24 protein-coding genes are annotated in these 21,980 nt (G+C 71.2%); 16 read left to right on the top strand and 8 right to left on the bottom strand.

Annotated features, from left to right (window positions below; genetic code table 11):
• Nucleotides 1–100: 100 nt before the first annotated feature.
• From HYN04_RS00290 to rimM, 4 genes are all read left to right on the top strand, one after another.
• Nucleotides 101–2,221 carry a M3 family metallopeptidase gene (locus tag HYN04_RS00290; RefSeq protein ID WP_110448901.1) on the top strand — a complete coding sequence of 707 codons (2,121 nt, stop codon included), beginning with the start codon at nucleotides 101–103 and terminating at the stop codon, nucleotides 2,219–2,221.
• A gap of 222 nt (nucleotides 2,222–2,443) precedes the next feature.
• Entirely contained in the window at nucleotides 2,444–3,994 is a 1,551-nt protein-coding gene (gene ffh, locus HYN04_RS00285; RefSeq protein ID WP_110448900.1) for a signal recognition particle protein, read from the top strand.
• A gap of 17 nt (nucleotides 3,995–4,011) precedes the next feature.
• Nucleotides 4,012–4,539, top strand: a complete 528-nt coding sequence (rpsP, locus tag HYN04_RS00280; RefSeq protein WP_110448899.1) for a 30S ribosomal protein S16 — start codon at nucleotides 4,012–4,014, stop codon at nucleotides 4,537–4,539.
• Nucleotides 4,540–4,589: 50 nt separating this feature from the next.
• Nucleotides 4,590–5,093 (top strand): ribosome maturation factor RimM, encoded by a 504-nt coding sequence (gene rimM, locus HYN04_RS00275; RefSeq protein WP_110448898.1) that lies wholly within the window; start codon nucleotides 4,590–4,592, stop codon nucleotides 5,091–5,093.
• A gap of 5 nt (nucleotides 5,094–5,098) precedes the next feature.
• On the opposite strand, the gene tesB is transcribed toward rimM, so the two are convergent.
• Nucleotides 5,099–5,965, bottom strand: a complete 867-nt coding sequence (gene tesB, locus HYN04_RS00270) for an acyl-CoA thioesterase II (protein WP_110451224.1) — start codon at nucleotides 5,963–5,965, stop codon at nucleotides 5,099–5,101.
• Nucleotides 5,966–6,089: 124 nt separating this feature from the next.
• Between tesB and trmD the strand changes: the two genes are divergently transcribed.
• The 5 genes from trmD (at nucleotide 6,090) to HYN04_RS00245 (ending at nucleotide 9,513) form a co-directional block, all read left to right on the top strand.
• A complete protein-coding gene (gene trmD, locus HYN04_RS00265; RefSeq protein ID WP_110448897.1) occupies nucleotides 6,090–6,812 on the top strand; it encodes a tRNA (guanosine(37)-N1)-methyltransferase TrmD in 723 nt (240 codons plus the stop codon).
• A 24-nt stretch (nucleotides 6,813–6,836) separates the two neighbouring features.
• Entirely contained in the window at nucleotides 6,837–7,268 is a 432-nt protein-coding gene (rplS, locus tag HYN04_RS00260) for a 50S ribosomal protein L19 (RefSeq protein ID WP_110448896.1), read from the top strand.
• Nucleotides 7,269–7,320: 52 nt separating this feature from the next.
• Nucleotides 7,321–8,235, top strand: a complete 915-nt coding sequence (gene rfbD / locus HYN04_RS00255) for a dTDP-4-dehydrorhamnose reductase (RefSeq protein WP_110448895.1) — start codon at nucleotides 7,321–7,323, stop codon at nucleotides 8,233–8,235.
• Nucleotides 8,232–9,098 (top strand): glucose-1-phosphate thymidylyltransferase RfbA, encoded by an 867-nt coding sequence (rfbA, locus tag HYN04_RS00250; protein WP_110448894.1) that lies wholly within the window; start codon nucleotides 8,232–8,234, stop codon nucleotides 9,096–9,098. The genes rfbD and rfbA overlap by 4 nt, the downstream gene beginning before the upstream one ends.
• 70 nt (nucleotides 9,099–9,168) lie before the next feature.
• A complete protein-coding gene (locus tag HYN04_RS00245) occupies nucleotides 9,169–9,513 on the top strand; it encodes a P-II family nitrogen regulator (RefSeq protein ID WP_110448893.1) in 345 nt (114 codons plus the stop codon).
• A 336-nt stretch (nucleotides 9,514–9,849) separates the two neighbouring features.
• On the opposite strand, the gene HYN04_RS13355 is transcribed toward HYN04_RS00245, so the two are convergent.
• From HYN04_RS13355 to metX, 3 genes are all read right to left on the bottom strand, one after another.
• Nucleotides 9,850–10,413 carry a hypothetical protein gene (locus HYN04_RS13355; RefSeq protein ID WP_162599493.1) on the bottom strand — a complete coding sequence of 188 codons (564 nt, stop codon included), beginning with the start codon at nucleotides 10,411–10,413 and terminating at the stop codon, nucleotides 9,850–9,852.
• A gap of 122 nt (nucleotides 10,414–10,535) precedes the next feature.
• The gene (gene metW / locus HYN04_RS00240; protein WP_110448892.1) at nucleotides 10,536–11,147 is read right to left on the bottom strand and encodes a methionine biosynthesis protein MetW; all 612 of its coding nucleotides are present in this window, start codon (nucleotides 11,145–11,147) and stop codon (nucleotides 10,536–10,538) included.
• A complete protein-coding gene (gene metX, locus HYN04_RS00235; RefSeq protein ID WP_110448891.1) occupies nucleotides 11,144–12,301 on the bottom strand; it encodes a homoserine O-acetyltransferase MetX in 1,158 nt (385 codons plus the stop codon). The genes metW and metX overlap by 4 nt, the downstream gene beginning before the upstream one ends.
• A gap of 95 nt (nucleotides 12,302–12,396) precedes the next feature.
• Here metX and HYN04_RS00230 point away from each other — a divergent pair, with 95 nt between their 5' ends.
• The 7 genes from HYN04_RS00230 to HYN04_RS00200 all read left to right on the top strand — a co-directional run bounded on the left by HYN04_RS00230 (nucleotide 12,397) and on the right by HYN04_RS00200 (nucleotide 18,972).
• A complete protein-coding gene (locus tag HYN04_RS00230) occupies nucleotides 12,397–12,891 on the top strand; it encodes a SixA phosphatase family protein (RefSeq protein ID WP_110448890.1) in 495 nt (164 codons plus the stop codon).
• Entirely contained in the window at nucleotides 12,888–13,229 is a 342-nt protein-coding gene (locus HYN04_RS00225) for a DUF952 domain-containing protein (protein WP_110448889.1), read from the top strand. The genes HYN04_RS00230 and HYN04_RS00225 overlap by 4 nt, the downstream gene beginning before the upstream one ends.
• Nucleotides 13,226–14,275: a quinone-dependent dihydroorotate dehydrogenase gene (locus HYN04_RS00220; RefSeq protein ID WP_110448888.1), complete on the top strand. Its 1,050-nt coding sequence runs from the start codon at nucleotides 13,226–13,228 to the stop codon at nucleotides 14,273–14,275. The genes HYN04_RS00225 and HYN04_RS00220 overlap by 4 nt, the downstream gene beginning before the upstream one ends.
• A gap of 333 nt (nucleotides 14,276–14,608) precedes the next feature.
• Complete coding sequence (locus HYN04_RS00215; protein ID WP_110448887.1) at nucleotides 14,609–16,105, top strand: sensor histidine kinase; 1,497 nt, start codon at nucleotides 14,609–14,611, stop codon at nucleotides 16,103–16,105.
• 74 nt (nucleotides 16,106–16,179) lie between these two features.
• On the top strand, nucleotides 16,180–16,653 hold the full coding sequence (locus HYN04_RS00210) for a MerR family transcriptional regulator (protein ID WP_110448886.1): 474 nt from the start codon (nucleotides 16,180–16,182) through the stop codon (nucleotides 16,651–16,653).
• 38 nt (nucleotides 16,654–16,691) lie between these two features.
• Nucleotides 16,692–18,479 (top strand): acyl-CoA dehydrogenase C-terminal domain-containing protein, encoded by a 1,788-nt coding sequence (locus HYN04_RS00205; RefSeq protein ID WP_110448885.1) that lies wholly within the window; start codon nucleotides 16,692–16,694, stop codon nucleotides 18,477–18,479.
• Between the two features lie 16 nt (nucleotides 18,480–18,495).
• Nucleotides 18,496–18,972 carry an OsmC family protein gene (locus HYN04_RS00200; RefSeq protein WP_110448884.1) on the top strand — a complete coding sequence of 159 codons (477 nt, stop codon included), beginning with the start codon at nucleotides 18,496–18,498 and terminating at the stop codon, nucleotides 18,970–18,972.
• On the opposite strand, the gene HYN04_RS00195 is transcribed toward HYN04_RS00200, so the two are convergent.
• From HYN04_RS00195 to HYN04_RS00180, 4 genes are all read right to left on the bottom strand, one after another.
• Entirely contained in the window at nucleotides 18,935–19,366 is a 432-nt protein-coding gene (locus HYN04_RS00195) for a very short patch repair endonuclease (protein ID WP_110448883.1), read from the bottom strand. The two genes, HYN04_RS00200 and HYN04_RS00195, sit on opposite strands and share 38 nt — an antisense overlap.
• Before the next feature lie 4 nt (nucleotides 19,367–19,370).
• Nucleotides 19,371–20,351 (bottom strand): cysteine synthase A, encoded by a 981-nt coding sequence (cysK, locus tag HYN04_RS00190; RefSeq protein ID WP_110448882.1) that lies wholly within the window; start codon nucleotides 20,349–20,351, stop codon nucleotides 19,371–19,373.
• A gap of 89 nt (nucleotides 20,352–20,440) precedes the next feature.
• On the bottom strand, nucleotides 20,441–21,565 hold the full coding sequence (locus HYN04_RS00185) for a DNA cytosine methyltransferase (protein WP_110448881.1): 1,125 nt from the start codon (nucleotides 21,563–21,565) through the stop codon (nucleotides 20,441–20,443).
• Between the two features lie 46 nt (nucleotides 21,566–21,611).
• The gene (locus HYN04_RS00180) at nucleotides 21,612–21,929 is read right to left on the bottom strand and encodes a YbjQ family protein (protein ID WP_110448880.1); all 318 of its coding nucleotides are present in this window, start codon (nucleotides 21,927–21,929) and stop codon (nucleotides 21,612–21,614) included.
• Nucleotides 21,930–21,980 lie beyond the last annotated feature (51 nt).

The following is a 21,980-nucleotide window of genomic DNA, read 5'->3' as shown; positions in this document are numbered from 1 at the left end:
CCTCGACACATGACGGACCTGTCAGGTGACGCCGCGCCCGGACGCGCCTATCTCAGGCGGAACGGCTCGCCAGCCAGACACCTCGCCAGACGGAGTTCCCATGAAGCGCCGCACCTTCCTCGCCGCCTCCGGCGCCCTCGCCGCCGCCCAGGCCCTGCCCCTGAACGCACTGGCGGCGGCGGCCAATCCGCTGACCCAGCCCTGGACCGGCCCCTACGGCGGGGTCCCGGCCTTCGACAAGGTGCGGGTCCAGGACTTCCGCGGCGCGATCGAACAGGCCCTCGCGGCCGAGCGGGCGGAGATCGACGCCATCGCGGGCAACAGGGCGCCGCCGACCTTCGCCAACACCATCGAGGCCCTGGAGCTGACGGGCCAGATGACGGCCCGGGTCCTGACCTACTACTTCATCTGGACCAACACCCTGGCCTCGTCGGATGTCCAGAAGGTCGAGGAAGCCGTGGAGCCCCTGCTGGCGGCCCACCAGGACGCCATCCTCCAGAACGCCGCCCTCTTCCGTCGCATCGACGCGGTCTACACCAAGGGCGCCCAGGCCGGGCTGACCCCCGAGCAGCACCGGCTGATGTGGGTCCACCACACCCGCTTCGTCCGCGCCGGCGCCCGGCTGACCGGGCCGCAGAAGACCCGGGTGGCGGCGATCAACCAGGAGCTGGCGGGCCTCTACACCCGGTTCAGCCAGAACCTGCTGGCCGACGAGACCGACTATGTCCTCTACCTGAAGTCCGAGGCCGAGCTGACCGGCCTGCCCGACGACGTGCGCGCCGCCGCCGCCGGCGCGGCGGAAGCGCGGGGACGCAAGGGCGAATGGGCCATCCTCAACACCCGCTCGTCCATGGACCCCTTCCTGACCTATTCGGCGCGGCGTGACCTGCGCGAGAAGGTCTGGCGCACCTATTACAGCCGGGGCGACAACGGCGACGCCAAGGACAACAACGGACTGATCCGCCAGATCCTGAAGCTGCGGGCCGAGCGGGCGAAGCTGCTGGGCTACGCCACCCACGCCCACTGGCGCCTGTCCGACACCATGGCGGGTACGCCCGAGAAGGCGATGGAGCTGATGATGCGGGTCTGGCCGGCGGCCACCGCCCGGGTCCGCGAGGAAGTGGCCGAGATGCAGGCCCTTGCCGACACCGAGAAGCTGGGCGTGAAGATCGAGCCCTGGGACTACCGCTACTATGCCGAGAAGGTCCGGACGGCGAAGTACGACCTCGATATGAACGAGGTGAAGGGCTACCTGCAGCTCGACAACCTGCGCGAGGGGATGTTCTGGGCCGCCGGCCAGCTCTTCGGCTTCGGGTTCGAGGAGGTGAAGGGCCTGCCGGTCGCCCACCCCGACATCCGCATCTGGGAGGTCAAGGGCCGCGAGGGCCAGCACGTGGGCCTCTGGTACTTCGATCCCTACGCCCGTCCGGGCAAGCGTTCCGGCGCCTGGATGAACGCCTACCGGGACCAGAGGAACTTCGGCGGCAGGGTCACCACCATCGTCTCCAACAACTCCAACTTCGTGAAGGGGGCCCCCGGCGAGCCGGTCCTGATCTCCTGGGATGACGCCGAGACCCTGTTCCACGAGTTTGGCCACGCCCTGCACGGCCTCAACTCCGCGGTGACCTACCCGACCCTGTCCGGTACGGCGGTCTCGCGCGACTATGTGGAGTTCCCCTCTCAGGTGAACGAGCACTGGCTGCCGACGCCGGAGGTGCTCAACCGCTTCGCCCTGCACCACAAGACCGGCAAGCCCATGCCGGCCGCGCTGGCCGCCCGGATCGAGAAGGCCTCGACCTTCCGCCAGGGCTTCGACGTCACCGAGTATCTGTCCTCGGCCCTCATCGACATGAAGCTGCACCTGGCCGGCGGCGCCGACATCGACCCACGCGCCTTCGAGAAGGACGAGCTGGCCAGGCTGGGCATGCCCCGCGAGCTGCCGATGCGGCACCGCACCCCCCAGTTCCAGCACGTCTTCGCCGGCGACGGCTACTCGGCCGGCTATTACAGCTACCTGTGGAGCGAGGTCATCGCCCTGGACGCCTTCGAGGCCTTCACCGAGGCGGGCGGCCCCTACGACAAGGCGGTGGCCAAGCGGCTGCATGACAGCGTCATGAGCGTCGGCAACACCCTCGACCCGGCCCAACAGTACCGCAACTTCCGCGGCCGGGACCCGGACGTGAAGGCCTACCTGCGGGACAAGGGCTTCCCGACAACCTGACCCGGCGTGCGCCCCGGACCCCGAAAAGCTTGACTTTCCGGGCCCCGGGGCGCATTTCGCCGCCTCCTCCGGCGCACTGCGATTGCGCCCTCCACCGCCACGACCCCCGCCTCCGGACGGGACGAGGGCGGAGAGGCCCCCCGTCGACGTGATCGTCCACGGGGGTCAATCGCGTTTGGGCCGGTCCGTTTTGACCCGTGGAGCGCTCCTGCGAAGATCGACATGTTCGACGCGCTGACAGACCGTCTCTCTTCCGTTTTCGACCGGCTCTCCGGGCGCGGCGTCCTGTCCGAAAAGGACATCGACGAGGCGCTGAAGGAGGTCCGCACCGCCCTTCTGGACGCCGATGTCGCCCTGCCCGTGGTGCGCGACTTCATCGCCAGGGCGCGCGAGCAGGCGTCGGGCGAGGCGGTCATCCGCTCGGTCCGACCCGCCGACCAGGTGGTCAAGATCACCTACGACGGCCTGGTGGAGATGCTGGGCGGCGAAGGCGCCGAGGGCCTGAACCTCAGCCTCAACCCGCCCACGGTCATCCTGATGGCCGGCCTCCAGGGTTCGGGCAAGACGACCACCGCAGCCAAGCTGGCCCTGCGCCTGTCGCGCGAGCGCAAGAAGGTCCTGCTGGCCTCCCTCGACACCCGCCGCCCTGCCGCCATGGAGCAGCTGGCGACCCTGGCGGTCCAGGCCGGGGTGGACAGCCTGCCCATCGTCGCCGGGCAGTCGGCCCCCGACATCGCCCGCAGGGCCCTGTCTTCAGCCCGGCTGCAGGGCTTCGACGTGGTCATCCTGGACACCGCCGGCCGCACCACCCTGGACGAGGCCATGATGGCCGAGGCGGCCGAGATCGCCGCCATCGGCCAACCACACGAGACCCTGCTGGTGGCCGACAGCCTCACCGGCCAGGACGCCGTGCGCACGGCCCGGGCCTTCCACGAGCGCCTGCCCCTGACTGGCCTGGTCCTGACCCGGGCCGACGGCGACGGGCGCGGCGGCGCGGCCCTGTCCATGCGGGCGGTGACTGGCCTGCCCATCAAGTTCCTGGGCGTCTCCGAGAAGATCGACGGCCTGGACGTCTTCGACGCCGCGCGGGTGGCCGGACGGATCCTGGGCCAGGGGGACATCGTCGCCCTGGTGGAAAAGGCCGCCCAGGACCTCGATACGGCCAAGGCCGAGGCCATGGCCCGGCGCCTCGCCAAGGGCCAGTTCGACCTCGACATGATGGCCGACCAGCTGGCCCAGATGAAGCGGATGGGCGGCATGGAGGGCCTGATGGGCCTGCTGCCCGGGGTCCAGAAGGTCAAGAAGCAGATCGCCGAAGCCAACATCTCGGACAAGGCCCTGGACCGCCAGGCGGCGATCATCTCGTCCATGACCAAGGCCGAGCGGCGCAAGCCGGACATCCTCCAGGCCTCGCGCAAGCGGCGCATCGCCGCCGGCGCCGGGGTGGAGGTGGCCGAGATCAACCGCCTGCTCAAGCAGCACCGGCAGATGGCCGACGCCTTCAAGATGATGAGCCGCGACGGCGGCAAGGGCTTTGCCCGCATGGCCGGCATGCTCGGCGGCGGAGGCGGCATGGACCGGCTCAAGGCCCTCGGCGGCGGCAAGGTTCCAACCGCTGACGCCGCTCAGCTGGAAGAGCTGGCCAAGCTGGCCGAGAAGCTCCCTGGCGGCGGCCTCCCCGGAGGCCTCCCCGGAGGTCTTCCCGGGGGCATGAAGCTTCCTGGCCTCGGCGGCGGACTGCCGCCGGGCTTCAATCCCTTCAAGAAATCCTAGAAAGACAAGGACTCCCCATGCTCAGGATTCGTCTCGCCCGCGGCGGCGCCAAGAAGCGCCCCTACTATTCCATCGTCGTGGCCGACAGCCACTCGCCCCGAGACGGCCGCTTCATCGAGAAGGTGGGCGCCTACAACCCCCTCCTGAAGAAGGACGACCCGACCCGCGTGACCCTGAAGGTCGAGCGGATCCGCGAGTGGCTGACCAAGGGCGCCCAGCCCTCGGACCGTGTCGCCCGCTTCCTGGCCGCCGAGGGCCTCGTCGCCTGGAAGGCCGGCTCCAACCCGCAGAAGGGCGAGCCGGGCCGCAAGGCCAAGGAACGCGCCGAGGAGAAGGCCCAGAAGGCCGCTGACCTCGCCGCCGCCGCCGAGGCCGCCGCGGCTGCGCCGCCCGCCCCCGAGCCTGAGGCTCCGGCGGAAGAAGCCCCGGCTGCGGAAGCCCCGGCTGAAGAGGCCCCGGCTGCCGAAGCTCCGGCTGAAGAGGCCCCGGCTGAGGAAGCTCCGGCCGCCGAGGCCCCGGCCGAAGACGCCGCCAAGGAAGGCTGATCCTCCGGCCCGGCGCCTCGCGCCGGGCCTTCGCCTCCTTGGGCAGCTTGATGTCGGACCGGCTCATCCTGGTGGGACGCATCGCCGGCGCCTTCGGCGTCCGGGGCGATGTGCGCGTGACCAGCTTCACCGCCGACCCCATGACACTCGCCGGATTCCGCGACCTGAAGCGAGCGGATGGCTCGCCGGCCCCGGCCCTGTCCGGCGCCCGGCCCGTCAAGGGCGGCCTGGTCGCCCGGGCCTCAGGTGTCGAAACCCGCGAGCAGGCCGAGGCCCTGAGGGGCCTCAAGCTTCACGTCCCCCGCTCCGCCCTGCCGGCTGAGGAGGAGGACGAGTTCTACCTCGCCGACCTGGTCGGGATGCGCGTCGAGACGCCGGACGGGCAGGTCCTTGGGGCCGTTCGCGGAGTGCAGGACTTCGGCGCGGGCGACCTCCTGGAGATCAAGCCCGAGGGCGCCCCTTCCTTCTGGCTGCCCTTCACCCGGGAGGCCGTCCCCGAGGTCGACGTCGCCGGAGGCCGGATTGTCGCCGTCCCTCCGGCCGAGACCGAATAGGCGCTTCAGTCCTTGCGCAGGCGAAGGAGGCCCTCCTGGGCCACGCTCGCCACCAGCACGCCGTCCGCAGAGTAGATAGAGCCCCGGATGAAGCCCCGGCCGCCGGCGGCGCTGGGGCTGTCCTGGGCGTAGAGGTGCCAGTCGTTGAAGTTCACCGGCTTGTGGAACCACATGGCGTGGTCGAGGCTGGCGGACTGGAAATTGCGGGTCTGCCAGTGGACCCGGTGCGGCCGCATGGCGGTGGACAAGAGGTTCATGTCCGAGGCGTAGGACAGGAGCACCTGGTGCAGGACGGGATCCTCGCCGATCGGCGCCCGGGCGCGGAACCAGACCTCGCTCTTGGGATCCCGCGCCTCGGGACGGTCGCGGTCGAAGAGGCTGGAGCCGTCCACCGGACGCATCTCGATCGGTCGGGGGCGGGTCGCCCACTTGCGCGCCTCCTCCGGCATCTTCTCCAGGGCCGCCTTCAGGGCCTCGGACTCGCTGGGCAGGTCGTCGGGTCCGGCCACGGCGGGCATGGCGGCCTGGTGCTCGAAGCCCTCCTCCGGCGCCTGGAAGGAGGCGGCGAGGTTGAAGATCTGCTTGCCGTTCTGCACGGCGATGACGCGCCGGGTCGTGAAGCTGCCCCCGTCGCGGGAACGGTCCACCTCGAAGATGATGGGCGTGGAGGGGTCGCCCGGTCGGATGAAGTAGCAGTGCAGGGAATGGCAGACCCGGTCCTCGACCGTGCCGTAGGCGGCCAGCAGGGACTGGGCGATGACCTGTCCGCCGAAGATGCGCCCCGGCCCCTCGTTCGGCGAGACGCCGCGGAACAGGTTCACCTCGAGGCGTTCGAGCGCCAGGGTGTCGACGAGGTTTTCAGGCTGGGACATGGCTTGGGGATCAATGCTGCAGATGCGAAAGGGCAGGGCATAGAGCCAGCAGGCCTGTCGGGCAAGGCGAGGCGGGCCGCTGCGGGGACTCGAAAAATCCCCGGTCTTCGTCCACAAGCCCCGAATGTCCCGCGCCGCGCCCTTCGAGGTCACCGTCCTGACCATGTTCCCCGAGGCCTTTCCCGGCCCGCTGGGCGTTTCCCTGATCGGGACGGCCTGGCGGGAGGCCGGCCTCTGGTCCCTGGAAACGCTGGACATCCGGGGGTTTTCCAAGGATAAGCGCGGCTTCCTCGACGACACCCCCGCAGGGGGCGGGCCGGGGCAGGTAATGCGGGCGGACGTGATCGCCTCGGCGCTCGACAGCGTCGAAAGGCGGGAGCGGCCGCTTCTTTACATGAGCGCTCGGGGCCGGCCCCTGACCCAGGCGCGCGTGAAGGAATGGGCCGATGGGCCGGGACTGATCGTCCTGGCGGGTCGGTTCGAGGGGGTGGACCAGCGGGTGCTCGACGCCCGGGGGTTCGAAGAGGTCTCGGTCGGAGACGCGGTCCTCGCCGGCGGCGAGGCGGCGGCCCTTGTGACCATAGAGGCCTGCGTAAGGCTCGTGCCCGGCGTCCTCGGCCAGGCGGAGAGCCTCAGTGAAGAGAGTTTCGAGGACGGGCTCCTGGAGCATCCGCAGTACACGCGACCGCGGACGTTCGAGGGTCTGGAGATTCCGCAGGTCCTGCTCAGCGGCCACCATGCACTGGTGGCGGACTGGCGCCGGGCCGAGCGGGAACGCGCTACGCGGGAACGGCGTCCGGACCTCTGGGCCGCCTGGCTCGCCAATCAACAGGCAAAGGGCGATTAAAGCCCGGTACGAAAGGACTGACCCATGAACCTGATCCAGGAACTGGAAAAGGAAGAAGCCGACCGTCTGGCCGCGACCCGCGCCATCCCGGCCTTCCGCCCCGGCGACACCCTCCGCGTCAACGTGCGCATCAAGGAAGGGGAGCGTGAGCGCGTCCAGGCCTATGAGGGCGTCTGCATCGCCCGCCAGGGTCACGGGATCAACGAGAGCTTCACGGTCCGCAAGATTTCGTTCGGCGAGGGCGTCGAGCGGATCTTCCCGATCCATTCGCCCAATATCGAGAGCATCGAGGTCAAGCGCCGCGGCGTCGTGCGCCGGGCCAAGCTCTATTACCTGCGCGATCGCCGCGGCAAGTCCGCCCGCATCGCCGAGCGCCAGATGACCGCTGGCGAGCGCGCCCAGGCCGCTGCGGATCGCGCCAGCGCCAGCGCCTCCGACGACGGCGCCGAAGGCTGATCGGGCTTCCGGCCTGGCCGCCGCGCCAGGCCGGGCCGCCCGACGGCGCGCCATGACAGGTTCCGGCCTTCCCGCCCTGCTCCTGACCGGAGGCTCCGGCCAGGTGGGCTGCGCCCTGCGTGAGGCGCCGCCCGAAGGCTTCGAGGTGGTCGCCCCGCCCCGGGCCGAGCTTGATCTCGCCGACCCCGCCTCCGTGCGCCGGTGGGTGGGTGCACGGCCCTGGGCGGCCATCATCAACGCGGGCGCCTGGACCGCCGTCGACGCCGCCGAGAGCCATGCCGCCGAAGCCTGGGCCGCAAACGCCCTGGGCCCCGCCGCCCTCGCCCGGGCCAGCGGCGAGGCGGGGATTCCCCTGGTCCACCTGTCCACGGACTATGTCTTCGACGGCGGGCTTGACCGGCCCTACCGCGAGGACGACCCGGTCGGACCGACCAGTGTCTACGGCGCCTCCAAGGCCGCCGGCGAATTGGCCGTCACCGCCCTGAATCCGCGCCATGTCATCCTGCGCACCGCCTGGGTCTTCAGCCCCTGGGGCGCGAACTTCGTGCGCACCATGCTGCGCCTGGGCCAGGCCCGGGACGCGCTGTCGGTGGTCGCCGACCAGCATGGCTGCCCAACCTCCGCCCAGGACATCGCGGCCGGGGTGGGCGCGGTCTGCGCCCGGCTTTCCGGAGACGGGGCGCCGTCGGGCGTCTTCCACTTCGCCGGCGCCGGCGAAACCACCTGGTTCGGACTGGCCTCAAGGGTGTTCGAGAGGGCGGCTGCGGCGGGACGCAGGTCGCCGGCCCTGACCCCCATCGCCTCGGCGGACTGGCCGACCCCGGTTCGGCGGCCGGCCAACTCCCGACTGGACACGACGGCCTTCACCCGCACATTCGGACGGGCGCCGCGGCCCTGGACGGAAACGGCGGACGAAGTGACGGACCGGCTCCTGGCGTCGGCCGAAGGGGAAGGGGACGCGGCATGAAGGGCATCATCCTGGCGGGCGGCGCCGGCACGCGCCTGCACCCGGCCACCCTGGCGGTGAACAAGCAGCTCCTGCCGATCTACGACAAGCCGATGATCTACTACCCCCTGTCCGTCCTCATGCAGGCGCGGATCCAGGACATACTGATCATCTCCTCCCCGGAATACCTGGGGAACTACCAGCGCCTGTTCGGCGACGGCTCGCAGTTCGGCGTGCGCATGGCCTACGCCGTCCAGCCCAGCCCCGACGGCCTGGCCCAGGCCTTCCTGATCGGCGAGGATTTCCTGGCCGGGGACCCGGCCGCCCTGATCCTGGGCGACAACATCTTCCTCGGCGCCGGCATGACCGGCCTGCTCGACGCCGCCGCCGCCCGGACCACCGGCGCCACCATCTTCGCCTACGAGGTCGAGCGCCCGGAGGCCTACGGCGTGGTCGAGCTCGACGCGACCGGCCGGGCCCTGAGCCTTGAGGAAAAGCCCGCCCGCCCGCGCTCGCGCCAGGCGGTGACCGGCCTCTACTTCTACGACCACGACGTGGTCGGGATGGCCCGTCAGGTCCGCCCTTCGGCCCGGGGCGAGCTGGAGATCACCGACCTGAACCGGCTCTACATGGAGCGCGGCGACCTCTTCGTGCAGAAGATGGACCGGGGCTTCACCTGGCTGGACACCGGCACCCACGACAGCCTGCTGGAGGCGGGCGAACTGGTCCGCACCCTGCAGAAGCGCCAGGGCCTGCAGATCGCCTGCCTCGAGGAGATCGCCTTCCTCAACGGCTTCATCGACGCCGACCAGGTCCGCAGGGCCGGCGAGGCCCTGTCGAAGACCGCCTACGGCCAGTATCTCCTGGACCTCGCCGGGCGCTGAAGCGCCGTCGGGCTTGGCCGCCGGGCCGGTTCAGCGTTAGTGTTCCCCGCAGGCACCCGGAGATCCGCCCATGAAGATGATCGTCGCCGTGATCAAGCCCAGCCGCCTGGACGCCGTGCTCGAGGCCGTCACCGAAGCCGGGGCCTCCGGCCTGACCGTCACCGAGGTGCGTGGCTATGGCCGCCAGAGGGGCAAGACCGAGGTCTACCGGGGCGCCGAGTATGAGGTTAAGCTCCTGCCCAAGGTGAAGCTCGAGATCGCGGTCCCCACCGACATCGCCGACGCCGTCATCGAGGCCGTCACCCGCAGCGCCAACACCGGCAAGATCGGCGACGGCAAGATCTTCGTCATGGACCTCGAGAAAGCCCTGCGCATCCGCACCGGCGAAGCCGACGCCGCCGCGATCTCGGGCTAGGACTTCAGTAGCGCTGCAGACTCCAATTCCTCCCCCCAGGGGGAGGTGGCGCGCGCAGCGCGGCGGAGGGGGTCAGCTGAGGCGCCGTAGACCCCCTCAGTCAGCTTCGCTGACAGCTCCCCCTGATGGGGAGCAATTGGCGCTCTCATTCCTCCCCATCAGGGGGAGGTGGACCGCGAAGCGGGCCGGAGGGGGTCTGCTGAAACGGGGTTTGACCCCCTCACCCGGCTTCGCCGCGAGCTCCCCCTTGGGGGAGCGATTGGCTTTGTGATTCCACTCTATAGGGGAATTGGAACGCTGTGGACGCTCCTGGATGGCGGGTGTCAACAGCCTTCCCTAGTCGCTCTCCGGACCTCCTCGCGCATTCGTCGGGCCTAGCCCCGGGCTGAGTGGGACCCCACCAACCTTGGGTGGGTCTGCCTGCCAGCAGGGCTGCAGCGCCTCCTCACTGCGCCGCCACCAATCATGAATTGGCCCTAGCCTATCCGACAGCGTGATCAGGGTCTCGCCGTCGACGCTTGCTGGGCCCGTTACGCTGACCGTTGTCACGTCGAATGCCAGTGACCTGCTCTCGGCGCGGTCTGGGGTCAGAACGCCATTCTTTGGCAGTGTTGCGAGGCTGGCCAGAACCGCAGCGAACTGGGGGCAAGCGCGGCTATCGATCCAGTCATGGGCAATCTTCTTCTTGGTCAGGACATTGTCCTCGCGCCAGCGCTCCGCCACCCAGCGGTCATCCTCTGGTCTCGTGACGACAACGACGCTGTCGACGAAAATCCCAAGTCCGCCCCCCTCTTCGGTGATGCGATAGATTGGATAACCTCTACCCCAATCACTGCCTGCTTTCGCCGGAAACGCAGCCAGGAATACAGACGAAACTACGATGATGAAGAAGGGCTTCATGTCGCACCAGGTCGAGGTTCTCTAGCGGGGGATTGTGCCTCCGACCCGACTAAGTCGATTTCAGAATGATCACACAAGACATGTAATCAAATTGCGCCGCCACCTGGTCACACTGCGACGCCCTAGCCCCGCCTCAGCACGAAGACGGCGGCCTCGGCCCGCCAGTTCTCCAGCACGGAGCGCGGGTCAATGGGCCGGGCCGGGCGGCCTTCCGACAGGGCGGCGCAGGACTCTATGGCCAGCCCCAGGTCGTCGGTGAGGGCCAGGAAGTCGTGCAGGGTGCACAGGTGGATGTTGGGCGTCGACCACCAGGGGTTGGGCAGGGTGCGGGTCTCGGGCATCCGCCCGCGCGCCAGGAGGGCCCAGCGCACCCGCCAGTGACCGAAGTTCGGGAAGCTCACCACCGCCCGGTCGGCGATCCGCAGAAGCTCCGAGACCACGTGCCGGGGGTCGCGCATCTGCTGCAGGGTCTTGGACAGGATGGCCATGTCGAAGGCCCCGGTCGGGAAGCTGTCGAGGTCGCGGTCGGCGTCGCCCTGAACCACCGCCAGGCCCCGGGCCAGGCAGGCCGAGACCCCCTCGGCGGAGATCTCCAGCCCCTGGCCGTCGACGCCGCGCTCGCGGGCCAGGAGGTCCAGGAGGTCCCCCTCGCCGCAGCCCACGTCCAGCACCCGGGCGCCAGGGGGCGTCAGTCGCAGGATCTCGCGGAAGTCCTCGCGCAGGGCCGCCGTCACGCCAGCCCCCGCTTTTCCGCCGCCGAGGCGAGGAAGCCGCGCAGGGCGGAGTCCAGGGCCGGCTCGTCCAGGAAGATGGCGTCGTGGCCCTTGTCGGTCTCGATCTCGACGAAGCTGGCCCGACAGCCGGCGGCGTTCAGGGCCCGCACCACGTCCCGGCTCTCGGCGGTGGAGTAGAGCCAGTCCGACGAGAAGGCCAGGACGCAGAACCTCACGTCCCGGGCCCGGGCGAAGGCCCGCGCCAGTTGTCCCTCGTAGGCCGCGCCCAGGTCGAAATAGTCCAGGGCCCGGGTGATGTAGAGGTAGGAGTTGGCGTCGAACCGGTCGACGAAGCTGGCGCCCTGGTGGCGCAGGTAGCTCTCCACCTGAAAGTCGGTCTCGAAACCCCAGGACAGGCCGTCCCTCTGCAGCTCCCGGCCGAATTTCCGCTGCAGGGCCGCCTCGGACAGGTAGGTGATGTGGGCCGCCATGCGCGCCACGGCCAGGCCCTTCTCGGGGCGCACGCCCGCGGCCTCGTAGGCGCCGCCGCGCCAGTCGGGGTCGGCCATGATCGCCGCCCGGCCCACCTCGTGGAAGGCGATGTTCTGGGCCGAGTGCCGGGCCGCGCCGGCGATGCAGACCGCCGAGAAGATCCGGTCAGGATAGTCCGCCGCCCACTGCAGGGCCTGCATGCCGCCCATGGAGGCGCCGACCACGGCGAACAGGGTCTCGATCCCCAGGGCCTCCACCAGCATGGCCTGGGCGCGGACCATGTCGGCGATGGTGATCACCGGGAAGGCCAGGCCCCAGGGCGCGCCGGTCGCCGGGTCGGTGGAGCCGGGGCCCGTCGTGCCCATGCAGCCGCCCAGGACATTGGCGCAGATGATGAAGAAGCGGTCGGGATCGAGGGGCAGGCCGCGTCCCACCACCCGGGTCCACCAGCCGGGCTTGCCCGTCACCGGGTGGGTGGAGGCCAGGTACTGGTCGCCGGTCAGGGCGTGCATCACCAGGACCGCGTTCGAGCGGTCGGCGTTCAGCGTCCCGTAGGTGCGGTAGGCCACCTCCAGGGGCGACAGTGTCGCGCCCGAGTCCAGCCTCAGGGGCTGGTCGGCGGGAAACCGCCAGACGCCGCCGCCGGACTCGATTCCGTCTTGAGGGGACGAGAGGGCCTTCATTGGCCCGCTTGGAACGCCTGTCCGTTTCGCTGTCAACCGCTTCGCACGCGGCGGCGGTGCGGCTATGAACATGCGGCAAGGCATTTGGAGCGGGCATGGACAGGCTGATTCTCCTCCGGCACGGGGAGGCCGAGGCGGGCTCGGAGACGGGCGGCGACTTCGGGCGCAGGCTCACTGCGCGCGGCCGCGAGGCCAGCGCCGCCGTGGCCTCGGCCCTGGCCGACGTCGGCCTGATCCCGGACCTGGCCCTGGTGTCCGCCGCCGTGCGCACCCGTGAGACCTGGGCGGCCATGAGCGGGCTCCTTCCCGGCTGCGAGGTCCGCTTCGAGGAAGGTCTCTACCTGGCCGAGGCCCCGGAGATGCAGCGCCAGGTCCGCAGCGCGGGCGCCGCAGGCGTGGTGCTTCTGGTCGGCCACAATCCGGGACTGCAGGAGCTGGCCGAGGCCCTCATGGTCGAGGCCTCCGGTCCGTCGGATACCCTGTCCCGCATCCGCAGCGGCTTCCCCACCTCGGCGGCGGTGGCCTTTGCCTTCGACGCCAACGGCCGCCCGGCCTTCGACGGCTTCTTCCAGCCCGACCCCCTCGGATGACCCTGATCTACAAGATCCTGCCCCGGGCCGAGTGGGAGGCCGCCATGCAGGCGGGGCGCTTCACCGGCTCGGCCGTCGACCTGGCCGACGGCTACATCCACTTCTCCACGGCGGCCCAGGCGCCGGAGACCGCCGCCCGGCACTTCGCCGGCAAGGTCGGCCTCGTGGTCCTGGAGATCGAGGGCGACGACCTGGGCGAGGCCCTGCGCTGGGAACCCTCCCGGGGCGGCGACCTCTTCCCCCACCTCTACGGCGAGCTTCCCGCCGCGTGCGTCCGCCGGGTCCTGCCCGCCCCCCTTGGCGAGGACGGGGTCCCGCGCCTGAGGCTGGCGACGTGAGCGGCCTGCACGACCTGGCCGCAGCGGCCCTGCGCACCCTTGATCCCGAGGACGCCCACCGCCTGACCATCCGGGCCCTGGCGCTCGGGCTCGGCCCCCGCGCCCCGGCGCCCGACCCGATCCTGGCGACGACCGTCGCGGGCCTGTCCCTTCCCAGCGCCTTGGGCCTGGCCGCCGGCTTCGACAAGAACGCCGAGGCCTTTGGCCCCATGCTGGCGGCGGGCTTCGGCTTCGTGGAGTGCGGCACCGTCACCCCCCTGCCCCAGTCGGGCAATCCGCGCCCGCGCCTGTTCCGGCTCCCGGAGGACAAGGCGGTCATCAACCGCATGGGCTTCAACAACGCCGGGCTGGAGGCCTTCGCCGCCCGCCTCGCCCGGCCGGGCCGCCCCGGCCCCGTCGGCGCCAACATCGGCGCCAACAAGGACTCCGAGGACCGGATCGGCGACTATGTCACGGGGCTGAAGCAGCTCTGGGGCCTGGCCGACTGGTTCACGCTCAACATCTCCTCGCCCAACACCCCCGGCCTGCGCGCCCTGCAGACCCGCGCGGCCCTTGAGGAGCTGCTCGGCCGCGCCGCCGAGACCCGCGACGCCCTGCCGCAGGACCAGGCCGTTCCCCTTTTCCTGAAGGTCGCGCCGGACCTCGACGACGCCGAGATCGAGGCCATCGTCGAGACGGTCCTGGCCTTTGGCCTGTCGGGGATCATCGTCGCCAACACCACCCTCAGCCGCCCGGGCCTGCGCTCGCCCCTGGCTGGCGAGACCGGGGGCCTGTCGGGCGTCCCCCTGCGTGATCTCGCCCAGTCGGTGCTGGGCCGGTTCAGCGACGCCGCCGCCGGGCGTCTGCCCCTGATCGGCGCTGGCGGGATCGCCTCGGGCGCCGACGCCTACGCCCGGATCCGCGCCGGAGCTTCGGCCATCCAGCTCTATTCGGCCCTGGTCTACGCCGGACCGGGCCTGGCGGTCCGCCTGGGCCATGACCTCGCCGCCCGCCTGCGCGCCGACGGGTTCCGCACCCTCGCCGAGGCGGTGGGGGCGGGCCCCTGAACCGACGGGGCGGGCCGCAGGGGTCAGCTGGACCGCCGTCGACCCCCTCACCCGCCTTCGCCGGGAGCTCCCCCTTGGGGGAGCAATTGGCTCTCCTCTAATTCCTCCCTCAAGGGGGAGGTGGACCGCGCAGCGGGCCGGAGGGGGTCTGCGGCGAGGGGGATTGACCCCCTCACCCGGCTTCGCCGCGAGCTCCCCCTAGGGGGAGCAATTCCCTCATCATTCCTCCCCCAAGGGGAGGTGGCGCGCGAAAGCGCGTCGGAGGGGGCCAGCTGAGACGCCGATCCGGCCCCGCGCGTTGCCCGCAGGCCGGCTTTCGCCTACTGGAGAGCCATGGCCGAAGTCCAGGCGCCAGAACCCGCCGCCGGAAAGGCCGGATGGGGTCGAACCGGCCGGAGACTGTTCTGGCCGGGCGGCCTGTCTGCGCGCCTTCTGGTGCTGACCGCCCTCTTCGTCGCCCTGGCCGGCGCCTTCATCCTGCCGCCGGCCCTTGCGGCCTTCGAACGCAACTGGCTGCTGGACCGCGTGCGGGCCGCCGAGCTGGCCTCCCTGGCCACCGAGGTGGCGCCCGACCGGGTCGTCACAGAGAAGCTTTCCGCCCAGCTCCTCGCCGGCGCCGGGGTGGAGACCGTGGCCATCCAGTCAAAGGGCCTTCGCCGCCTGGTCCTGCAGGGGCCGCGCCGGGACGAGGCGCCCTACTTCGTCGACCTGCGCCAGCAGGCGGTCAGCTCCTGGCTCATAGCTCCGTTCCAGACGCTCAGCGCCGGGGACGACCGGGCCGTCCGGGTGATCGCCGAACCGCGCTTCCGCGAGGAGGCCGAGTTCATCGAGGTGGTGGCGCCCCACGCCCCCCTGAAGGGCGAGCTCAAGGCCTATCTCTGGCAGCTGGTCTTCACCACCCTGTTCGTCGCCGGTCTGGCGGGGGCCCTGGTCTTCCTGTCGCTGAACTTCTTCCTCGTCCGGCCCATGCAGAGGATCACCCGGGCCATGGAGCGGTTCCGGGCCGACCCCGACGATCCCGCCGCCCACCTCGAGCCCTCGGGACGCCGGGACGAAGTCGGCCGGGCGGAGGCCGAGCTCGACCGGATGCAGGCGGACCTTCGCACCGCCCTCGCTTCCCGGGCCCGGTTGGCCGCCCTCGGCGAGGCGGTGGCCAAGATCAACCACGACCTGCGCAACATGCTGACCAGCGCCCAGATGGCCTCGGAGCGCATGGCCTCGGTGCCGGACCCCCGGGTGGCCCAGGCCCTGCCGCGTCTCGAGCGGGCCCTAGACCGGGCCGTGCGCCTGGCCAGCGACGTCCTGGCCTATGGCAAGACCCAGGAGGCGCCGCCGTCTCCTGTCTCCCTGGCCCTTGCCCAGGCCCTGGACGACGCGGCCGAGGAAGGCCGGCTGTCAGACCGGCCGGAGGGGGTGCTCTTCGTCTGCGAGGTCGGGCCGGAGGTGCAGGTCCAGGCCGATCCCGACCAGCTGCACCGGATCCTGGTCAACCTGATGCGCAACGCCCGCGAGGCCATCGAGGCGGTCACCCCGCCCCGCTCAGGCGTGGTGCGGGCCGGCTGGCGCCGCGAGGGCGAGACCGACATCATCACCCTGGCCGACAATGGGCCGGGGCTTTCCGACCGGGCGCGGGATCGCCTCTTCCAGCCCTTCGCCGGCTCTGGCCGGCCGGACGGGGCGGGCCTGGGCCTTGCCATAGCCCACGAGCTTGTCCTGGGGCATGGCGGGGAACTGAGCCTCACCGCTACAGGTCCCGCCGGGACGGTCTTCGAGATCCAGCTCCCTGCGGCGGGCGCCAGAGGCCCCCGCCGGGCGCGCCCGGACGCCTGAGGGGCCCCTTGACGTTCGCGTAAGGTCTTCTTACGTGCGCGTCACCCATTCCGTCTGAGAGGGAGCCACCGGACATGCCTACGGAACTGCGTCGCCCCGCCCGCACCTTCACCATTCGCCAGCTCTGCCAGGAGTTCGGCTGCACGCCGCGCGCCCTGCGCTTCTACGAGGACAAGGGACTGATCTTCCCTGAGCGCGACGGCATGAACCGGGTCTATTCCTACAAGGACCGCGCCCGCCTCCAGTTGATCCTCCGCGGCAAGCGCGTCGGCCTGGCGCTCTCCGAGATCGGCGAGATCCTCGACCTCTATGAACTGGGCGACGGCTGCGCCACCCAGAACGCCATCTCCCTGGCCAAGTTCCGCGAACGTATCCGCGCCCTGGAATCCCAGCGCCGGGATATCGACATGGCCGTCGACGTCCTGCAGGAGGCCTGCGCGCGGCTGGAGTCCCAGCTGAAGCAGACCCGTCCGGACCTTCTGGAGCAGCCTGTCGAGGCGATCCGCCCGCGGCGTCCGCGGCCCGGCGAGATGCGCCGCGCCGGCTGACAGCCGTCCCCGACGCCCCAGTCTCCCCGGAGTTCCCCATGCCCTACCGCCCACCGGTCCGCGAGCACGCCTTTCTCCTCAATGACCTGCTGGGGATCGGCGAACATGCCGATCTGCCGGGCTTCTCCGAGGCCGGGCCAGACGTCGTCGCCCAGATCCTGGACGAGGCCGGCCGGTTCACCTCCGGGGTCCTGGCCCCCCTGAACGCCGTGGGCGACAAGGAGGGCTGCACCTGGTCGCCGGACCATTCGGTCCGCACCCCGAAGGGCTTCGCAGACGCCTACAGGCAGTTGGTCGAGGGCGGCTGGGCGGCCATCGGGGCCGACACCGCCTTTGGCGGCCAGGGCCTGCCGCACGTGATCAACCTGTCCTTCTCCGAGATGAGCTCCTCGGCGAACATGGCCTTTTCCATGTACCCGGGCCTGACCCACGGCGCCTATTCGGCCATCCTGAACGGGGGCTCAGACGCCCAGAAGGCCCTCTACCTGCCCAAGCTGGCCTCGGGAGAGTGGTGCGGGACCATGAACCTGACCGAGCCGCACTGCGGCACGGACCTGGGCCTCCTGCGCACCCGCGCCACGCCCCAGGGCGACGGGACCTATCGCATCTCCGGGACCAAGATCTGGATCTCCGGCGGCGAGCACGACATGGCGGACAATATCGTCCACCTGGTCCTCGCCCGGGTGGAGGGCGCGCCCGAGGGCGTGCGCGGCATCTCCCTCTTCATCGTGCCCAAGTTCATCCCCGACGCCGACGGCAAGCCCGGCGCCCGCAACGGCGTCTGGTGCGACGGCCTCGAGGAGAAGATGGGCATCCACGGCTCGGCTACCTGCGTCATGCGGCACGAAGAGGCCGTGGGCTGGCTCGTCGGCGAGGAGAACCGGGGCCTGGCCCTCATGTTCGTGATGATGAACGAGGCCCGGATCGGCGTCGGCCTCCAGGGGATCGCCCAGGCCGAGGCGGCCCTGCAGGCGGCCTCGGACTTCGCCCGCGACCGGCTCCAGGGCCGGGCCCTGACCGGCCCGAAGAACCCCGACGGCCCCGCCGACCCCATCATCGTCCACCCCGATGTCCGCCGCCAGCTGATGGAGGGCAAGGCCCTGGTCGAGGGCGGGAGGGCCTTCCTTTTCTGGGCCGCCTTGCAGGGGGACCTGTCCCACCTCCACCCCGACGAAGCTGTGCGCCAGAAGGCCTCCGACTACGCCGCCCTGATGACGCCGGTGGTGAAGGCCTACCTGACCGACCGTGGGCTGAAGGTCTGCTCCGACGCCCTGCAGGTGCACGGCGGCTCCGGCTTCACAGAGCACTTCCCCGCCAGCCAGTACATGCGCGACGTGCGCATCGCCCTGATCTACGAGGGGACCAACGGGGTCCAGGCCCTGGACCTCGTCGGCCGCAAGCTGCCCGCCCAGGGCGGCCGGGCCATGCTGACCTGGCTGGCCGAGCTGGAAGCCTTCTCGGCCGGAGCCCGGGGCGATGCGGCCACCGACCCCTTCCTCGACGGCCTCGACGGCGCCCGGGCCCAGCTCCAGGACGGTGTCGGCTGGCTCATGCAGAACGGCCTGTCCAATCCCGACAACGCCGCGGCCGGCTCCCACGACTTCCTGCACCTGGTGGGCCTGACGGCCCTCGCCTGGATGTGGGCGCGGATGGCCCTGGTCGCCCAGGCGAAGATCGCCGCCGGCGACGCCGACCCCTTCTGGACCTCCAAGCTGGCCGTCGGCCGCTTCTTCCTTGCGCGGATCCTGCCGGAGGCCGGCGTGCACCTGGCCCGGCTGAAGTCCGGGGCCGAGACCGTCATGGCCCTTCCCGCCGAGGCCTTCTGAACCGGAGCCGCCGCCCGTGTCCGACCACGACGCCTTCGTCACCTGGACCGTCCAGCCCGACGCCGACTTCCCCAGGGGGCGCTACAGCCGGGCCCACAGGATCACCTTCGACGGCGGCGCCGAGATCCTTGCCTCCGCCGCTCCTTCAGTGGTGGGCCGCTGGGCCGACCCCGCCGGGATCGATCCCGAGGAGATGCTGGTGGCGGCCCTTTCCAGCTGTCACATGCTGACCTTCCTGGACAAGGCGCGGCGGGCCGGCTTCTTCATCGACCGCTACGCCGACGCCGCCCGCGGCCGGATGGGCGAGGTCGCCCCGGGCCGGAAGGGCCTGGTCGAGGTGGTCCTGCGGCCCGACATCTCCTGGGTCGGCGCGGCCCCGGACCCCGCCGCCCTGGAGGCCCTGCACGAGGCCAGCCACGCCGAGTGCTTCATCGCCAACTCGGTGAGGTGCGAGGTCAGGATCGAGGCGCCGTCTCCGCAAGGAGCCGGCTGAGCCTGTCCTCCAGCGCCGGCAGGTCGCGGGCCTTCAGCTCGCACTCCCAGATCGTCTCCACCCGCCAGCCAGCCTCGGCGAGCGCGGAGAGGTTGCGCGCGTCCCGCGCCCGGTTGCCGGCGACCTTGGCCGTCCAGTATTCCCGCCGCGCCTCCGGGACCCGCGCCCCGCGCGCGCAGTCATGGCCGTGCCAGAAGCAGCCGTGGACGAAGACCGCCAGCCGCCGCCCGGGCAGGACGATGTCGGGGCGGCCCGGCAGGTCAGCCCGGTGAAGGCGGTATCGCGCGCCCAGCCGGGTCAGCAGGCGGCGAACCTTCAGCTCGGGCCCGGTGCCGCGCGCCTTGACCCGCCGCATGACCGCAGAGCGGGTCGGCGGGTCAAAAACGTCGGGCACGCCCTCAGAGGCCGTCGAACAGGGCCGTCGAGAGGTAGCGCTCGGCGAAGGAGGGAATGATGGCGACGATGGTCTTGCCGGCGTAGTCGGCGCGGTCCGCCAGGTTGAAGGCCGCGGTGAGGGCCGCGCCGGAGGAGATGCCCACGGGGATCCCCTCCTCCCGCGCCACGCGCCGGGCCATGGCGAAGCTGTCCTCGTTGGAGACCTGGATGATTTCGTCGATCACCCCGCGGTCGAGGATGGAGGGCACGAAGCCCGCGCCGATGCCCTGGATCTTGTGTGGCGCGGGGGTTCCGCCGGAAAGGACCGGCGAGGCCGCAGGCTCCACGGCCACCATCTTCAGGCCCGGCTTGCGGGCCTTCAGCACCTGGCCGACGCCGGTGATGGTGCCGCCCGTGCCGACGCCCGAGACGACGGCGTCCACCGCCCCGTCCGTGTCGTTCCAGATCTCCTCGGCGGTCGAGACCCTGTGGATCAGGGGGTTGGCGGGGGTGTCGAACTGCTGGGGCATGACGGCGCCGGGGGTGGCCTCCACCAGCTCCTTGGCCCGCGCCACGGCGCCGGCCATGCCGCGTTCGGCCGGGGTCAGCTCCAGCTGGGCGCCCAGCAGGACCAGCATCTTGCGGCGCTCGATGGACATGCTTTCCGGCATGCAGAGGATCAGCTTGTAGCCCTTGGAGGCGGCCACGAAGGCCAGGGCGATGCCGGTGTTGCCGCTGGTCGGCTCGATCAGGGTTGCGCCCGGCTGGATCAGGCCCTGGGCCTCGAGGCTCTCGATCATCGAGACCCCGATGCGGTCCTTCACCGAGGCGGTGGGGTTGAAGAACTCCAGCTTGGCCAGGACCCGCCCCTTGGGCTTCAGGGCCCGGGTCAGGTTGGGCAGGGCCACGAGGGGGGTGTCGCCGATGGTGTCGACGATGGACTCATAGACCTTGCCGCGGCCCACGCGGCGGTAGCGGGCGGCATCGTAGTCGGATCCAGCCATGGCGAAGTCTCCGGAGGGTTGAAGTGAGCGACCTTAGGCGCCCGGGCGGCTTTGGGAAGGCAGGTTGTCGCGCCGGCGGCTCAGGAAATCTAAACCCTGGCCGCGGGCAGGCTGTCCAGCAGGGGCTCCAGCAGGGCGTCGGCCAGCCAGCGGACGGCCGGGACGCACACCCCGTCGCCGGCCACGTGAAGGGCCGCCGACACGCCGCGGGGCAGGACATACCCTTCCGGCAGGCCCATCAGCCGGGCCGCCTCCCGTGGGGTCAGGAGGCGGGTGCGGACGGCGCCGTCCTCGACGACGATGACCGACTGGCGGGAAGAGCCGCCCCGGGGCGTGCGAAGGCAGCCCGCCAGGCCGTCGAACCGGGCCTCGGCCCTCTGGACGCTTTGCCCGTCCTCGCGCCGGGTGCGGCGGAAGAAGGCGCCCACGTGCCGGCCCCCCGCCGTTCTCAGGGCTTCCAGCCGGGCCGCCTGGACCGGCGACATCATGGCGACCAGCCGGCGGGTCAGGTCCGGCGGGTTCCAGGCGACCTGACCGTCCGGCTCCAGGAGGTCCGCAAGGCGGGTGTTCCGCCCGGCCGGCGAGCGGGTGGACCAGTCGGTCCAGGCCGCCCGCGGCGCGCCCTCCAGCCGGTCCCGGGCCCGGGCCACCGCCGGGGTCACGAAGGGACCGCCGGCGGACAGGTCCGGCGGCGGCGCGCCCCGGAAGGCGATGACGAAAAGGCGGGGGCGGGACTGCGGCGTGAAGGCCGCGGCGTCCACCTCGATGGCGCCCACCCGGTAGCCGCGCCCCGTCAGGGCCGCGCAGAGGGCCGCGAAGTCCGCCCCGCCCCGGGAGGTGAGCAGGCCGACAACGTTCTCCACCACGATCAGGGGCGGCGCCCGGCCGGCCTCGTCCAGGGCCTCCATGAGCCGCCAGAAGCCGAAGAAGGCCGAGGACCGTCCGCCCGACAGCCCCGCCCGGCCGCCGGCCAGGCTGAAGTCCTGGCAGGGCGAGGAGGCCCAGGCCATGGCCGCCGGCCCCGGCAGGTCCGCCGCCGAGAGGCTCCAGACGTCCGCGCCGGAAAAATGCGCCCCGGCGTCCGGGAAGTTGGCCCGGTAGGCGGCCCCCTTCACCGGGTCGAAGTCATTGGCGAACAGGCAGGACCATCCCGGCCCCAGCCCCAGCCGCGCCATGCCGCCGCCCGCGAAGAATTCCAGGAAGGTGCGACTCATGGGCGCAGCATAGGCGCCGGAAGGGGCGGTGGCGACGGGCCCGGGCCTATCTCAGTCGCACCGCCGTGCCGGTGGCCGACACCATCAGCATGCTGCCGGAACCCAGGGTCTCGTAGTCCAGGTCCACGCCCACCACGGCGTCGCCGCCCTTACGACGGGCCTCGTCGGCCATCTCCTTCAGGGCGATCTCCCGGGCGTCCCGCATGGCGGATTCATAGGCGCGGGAGCGACCGCCGACGATGTCGGTCAGTCCGGCCAGCAGGTCGCGGAAAATGTTGGCCCCGATGATGGCCTCGCCCGTCACCACGCCGAGGGTCTCGGCGATCTCCCGGCCGGCGATGTAGGGGGTGGTCGACGTCTGCATGAGGGGTTCCTTCTGTCTGCGGCGGAGAGATGGTGGCCGCGCGTCTCCGGC

The organism is Phenylobacterium parvum (genome assembly GCF_003150835.1).
Taxonomy (GTDB): Bacteria; Pseudomonadota; Alphaproteobacteria; order Caulobacterales; family Caulobacteraceae; genus Phenylobacterium; species Phenylobacterium parvum.
This window is presented reverse-complemented; position numbering and strand designations above follow the sequence as displayed.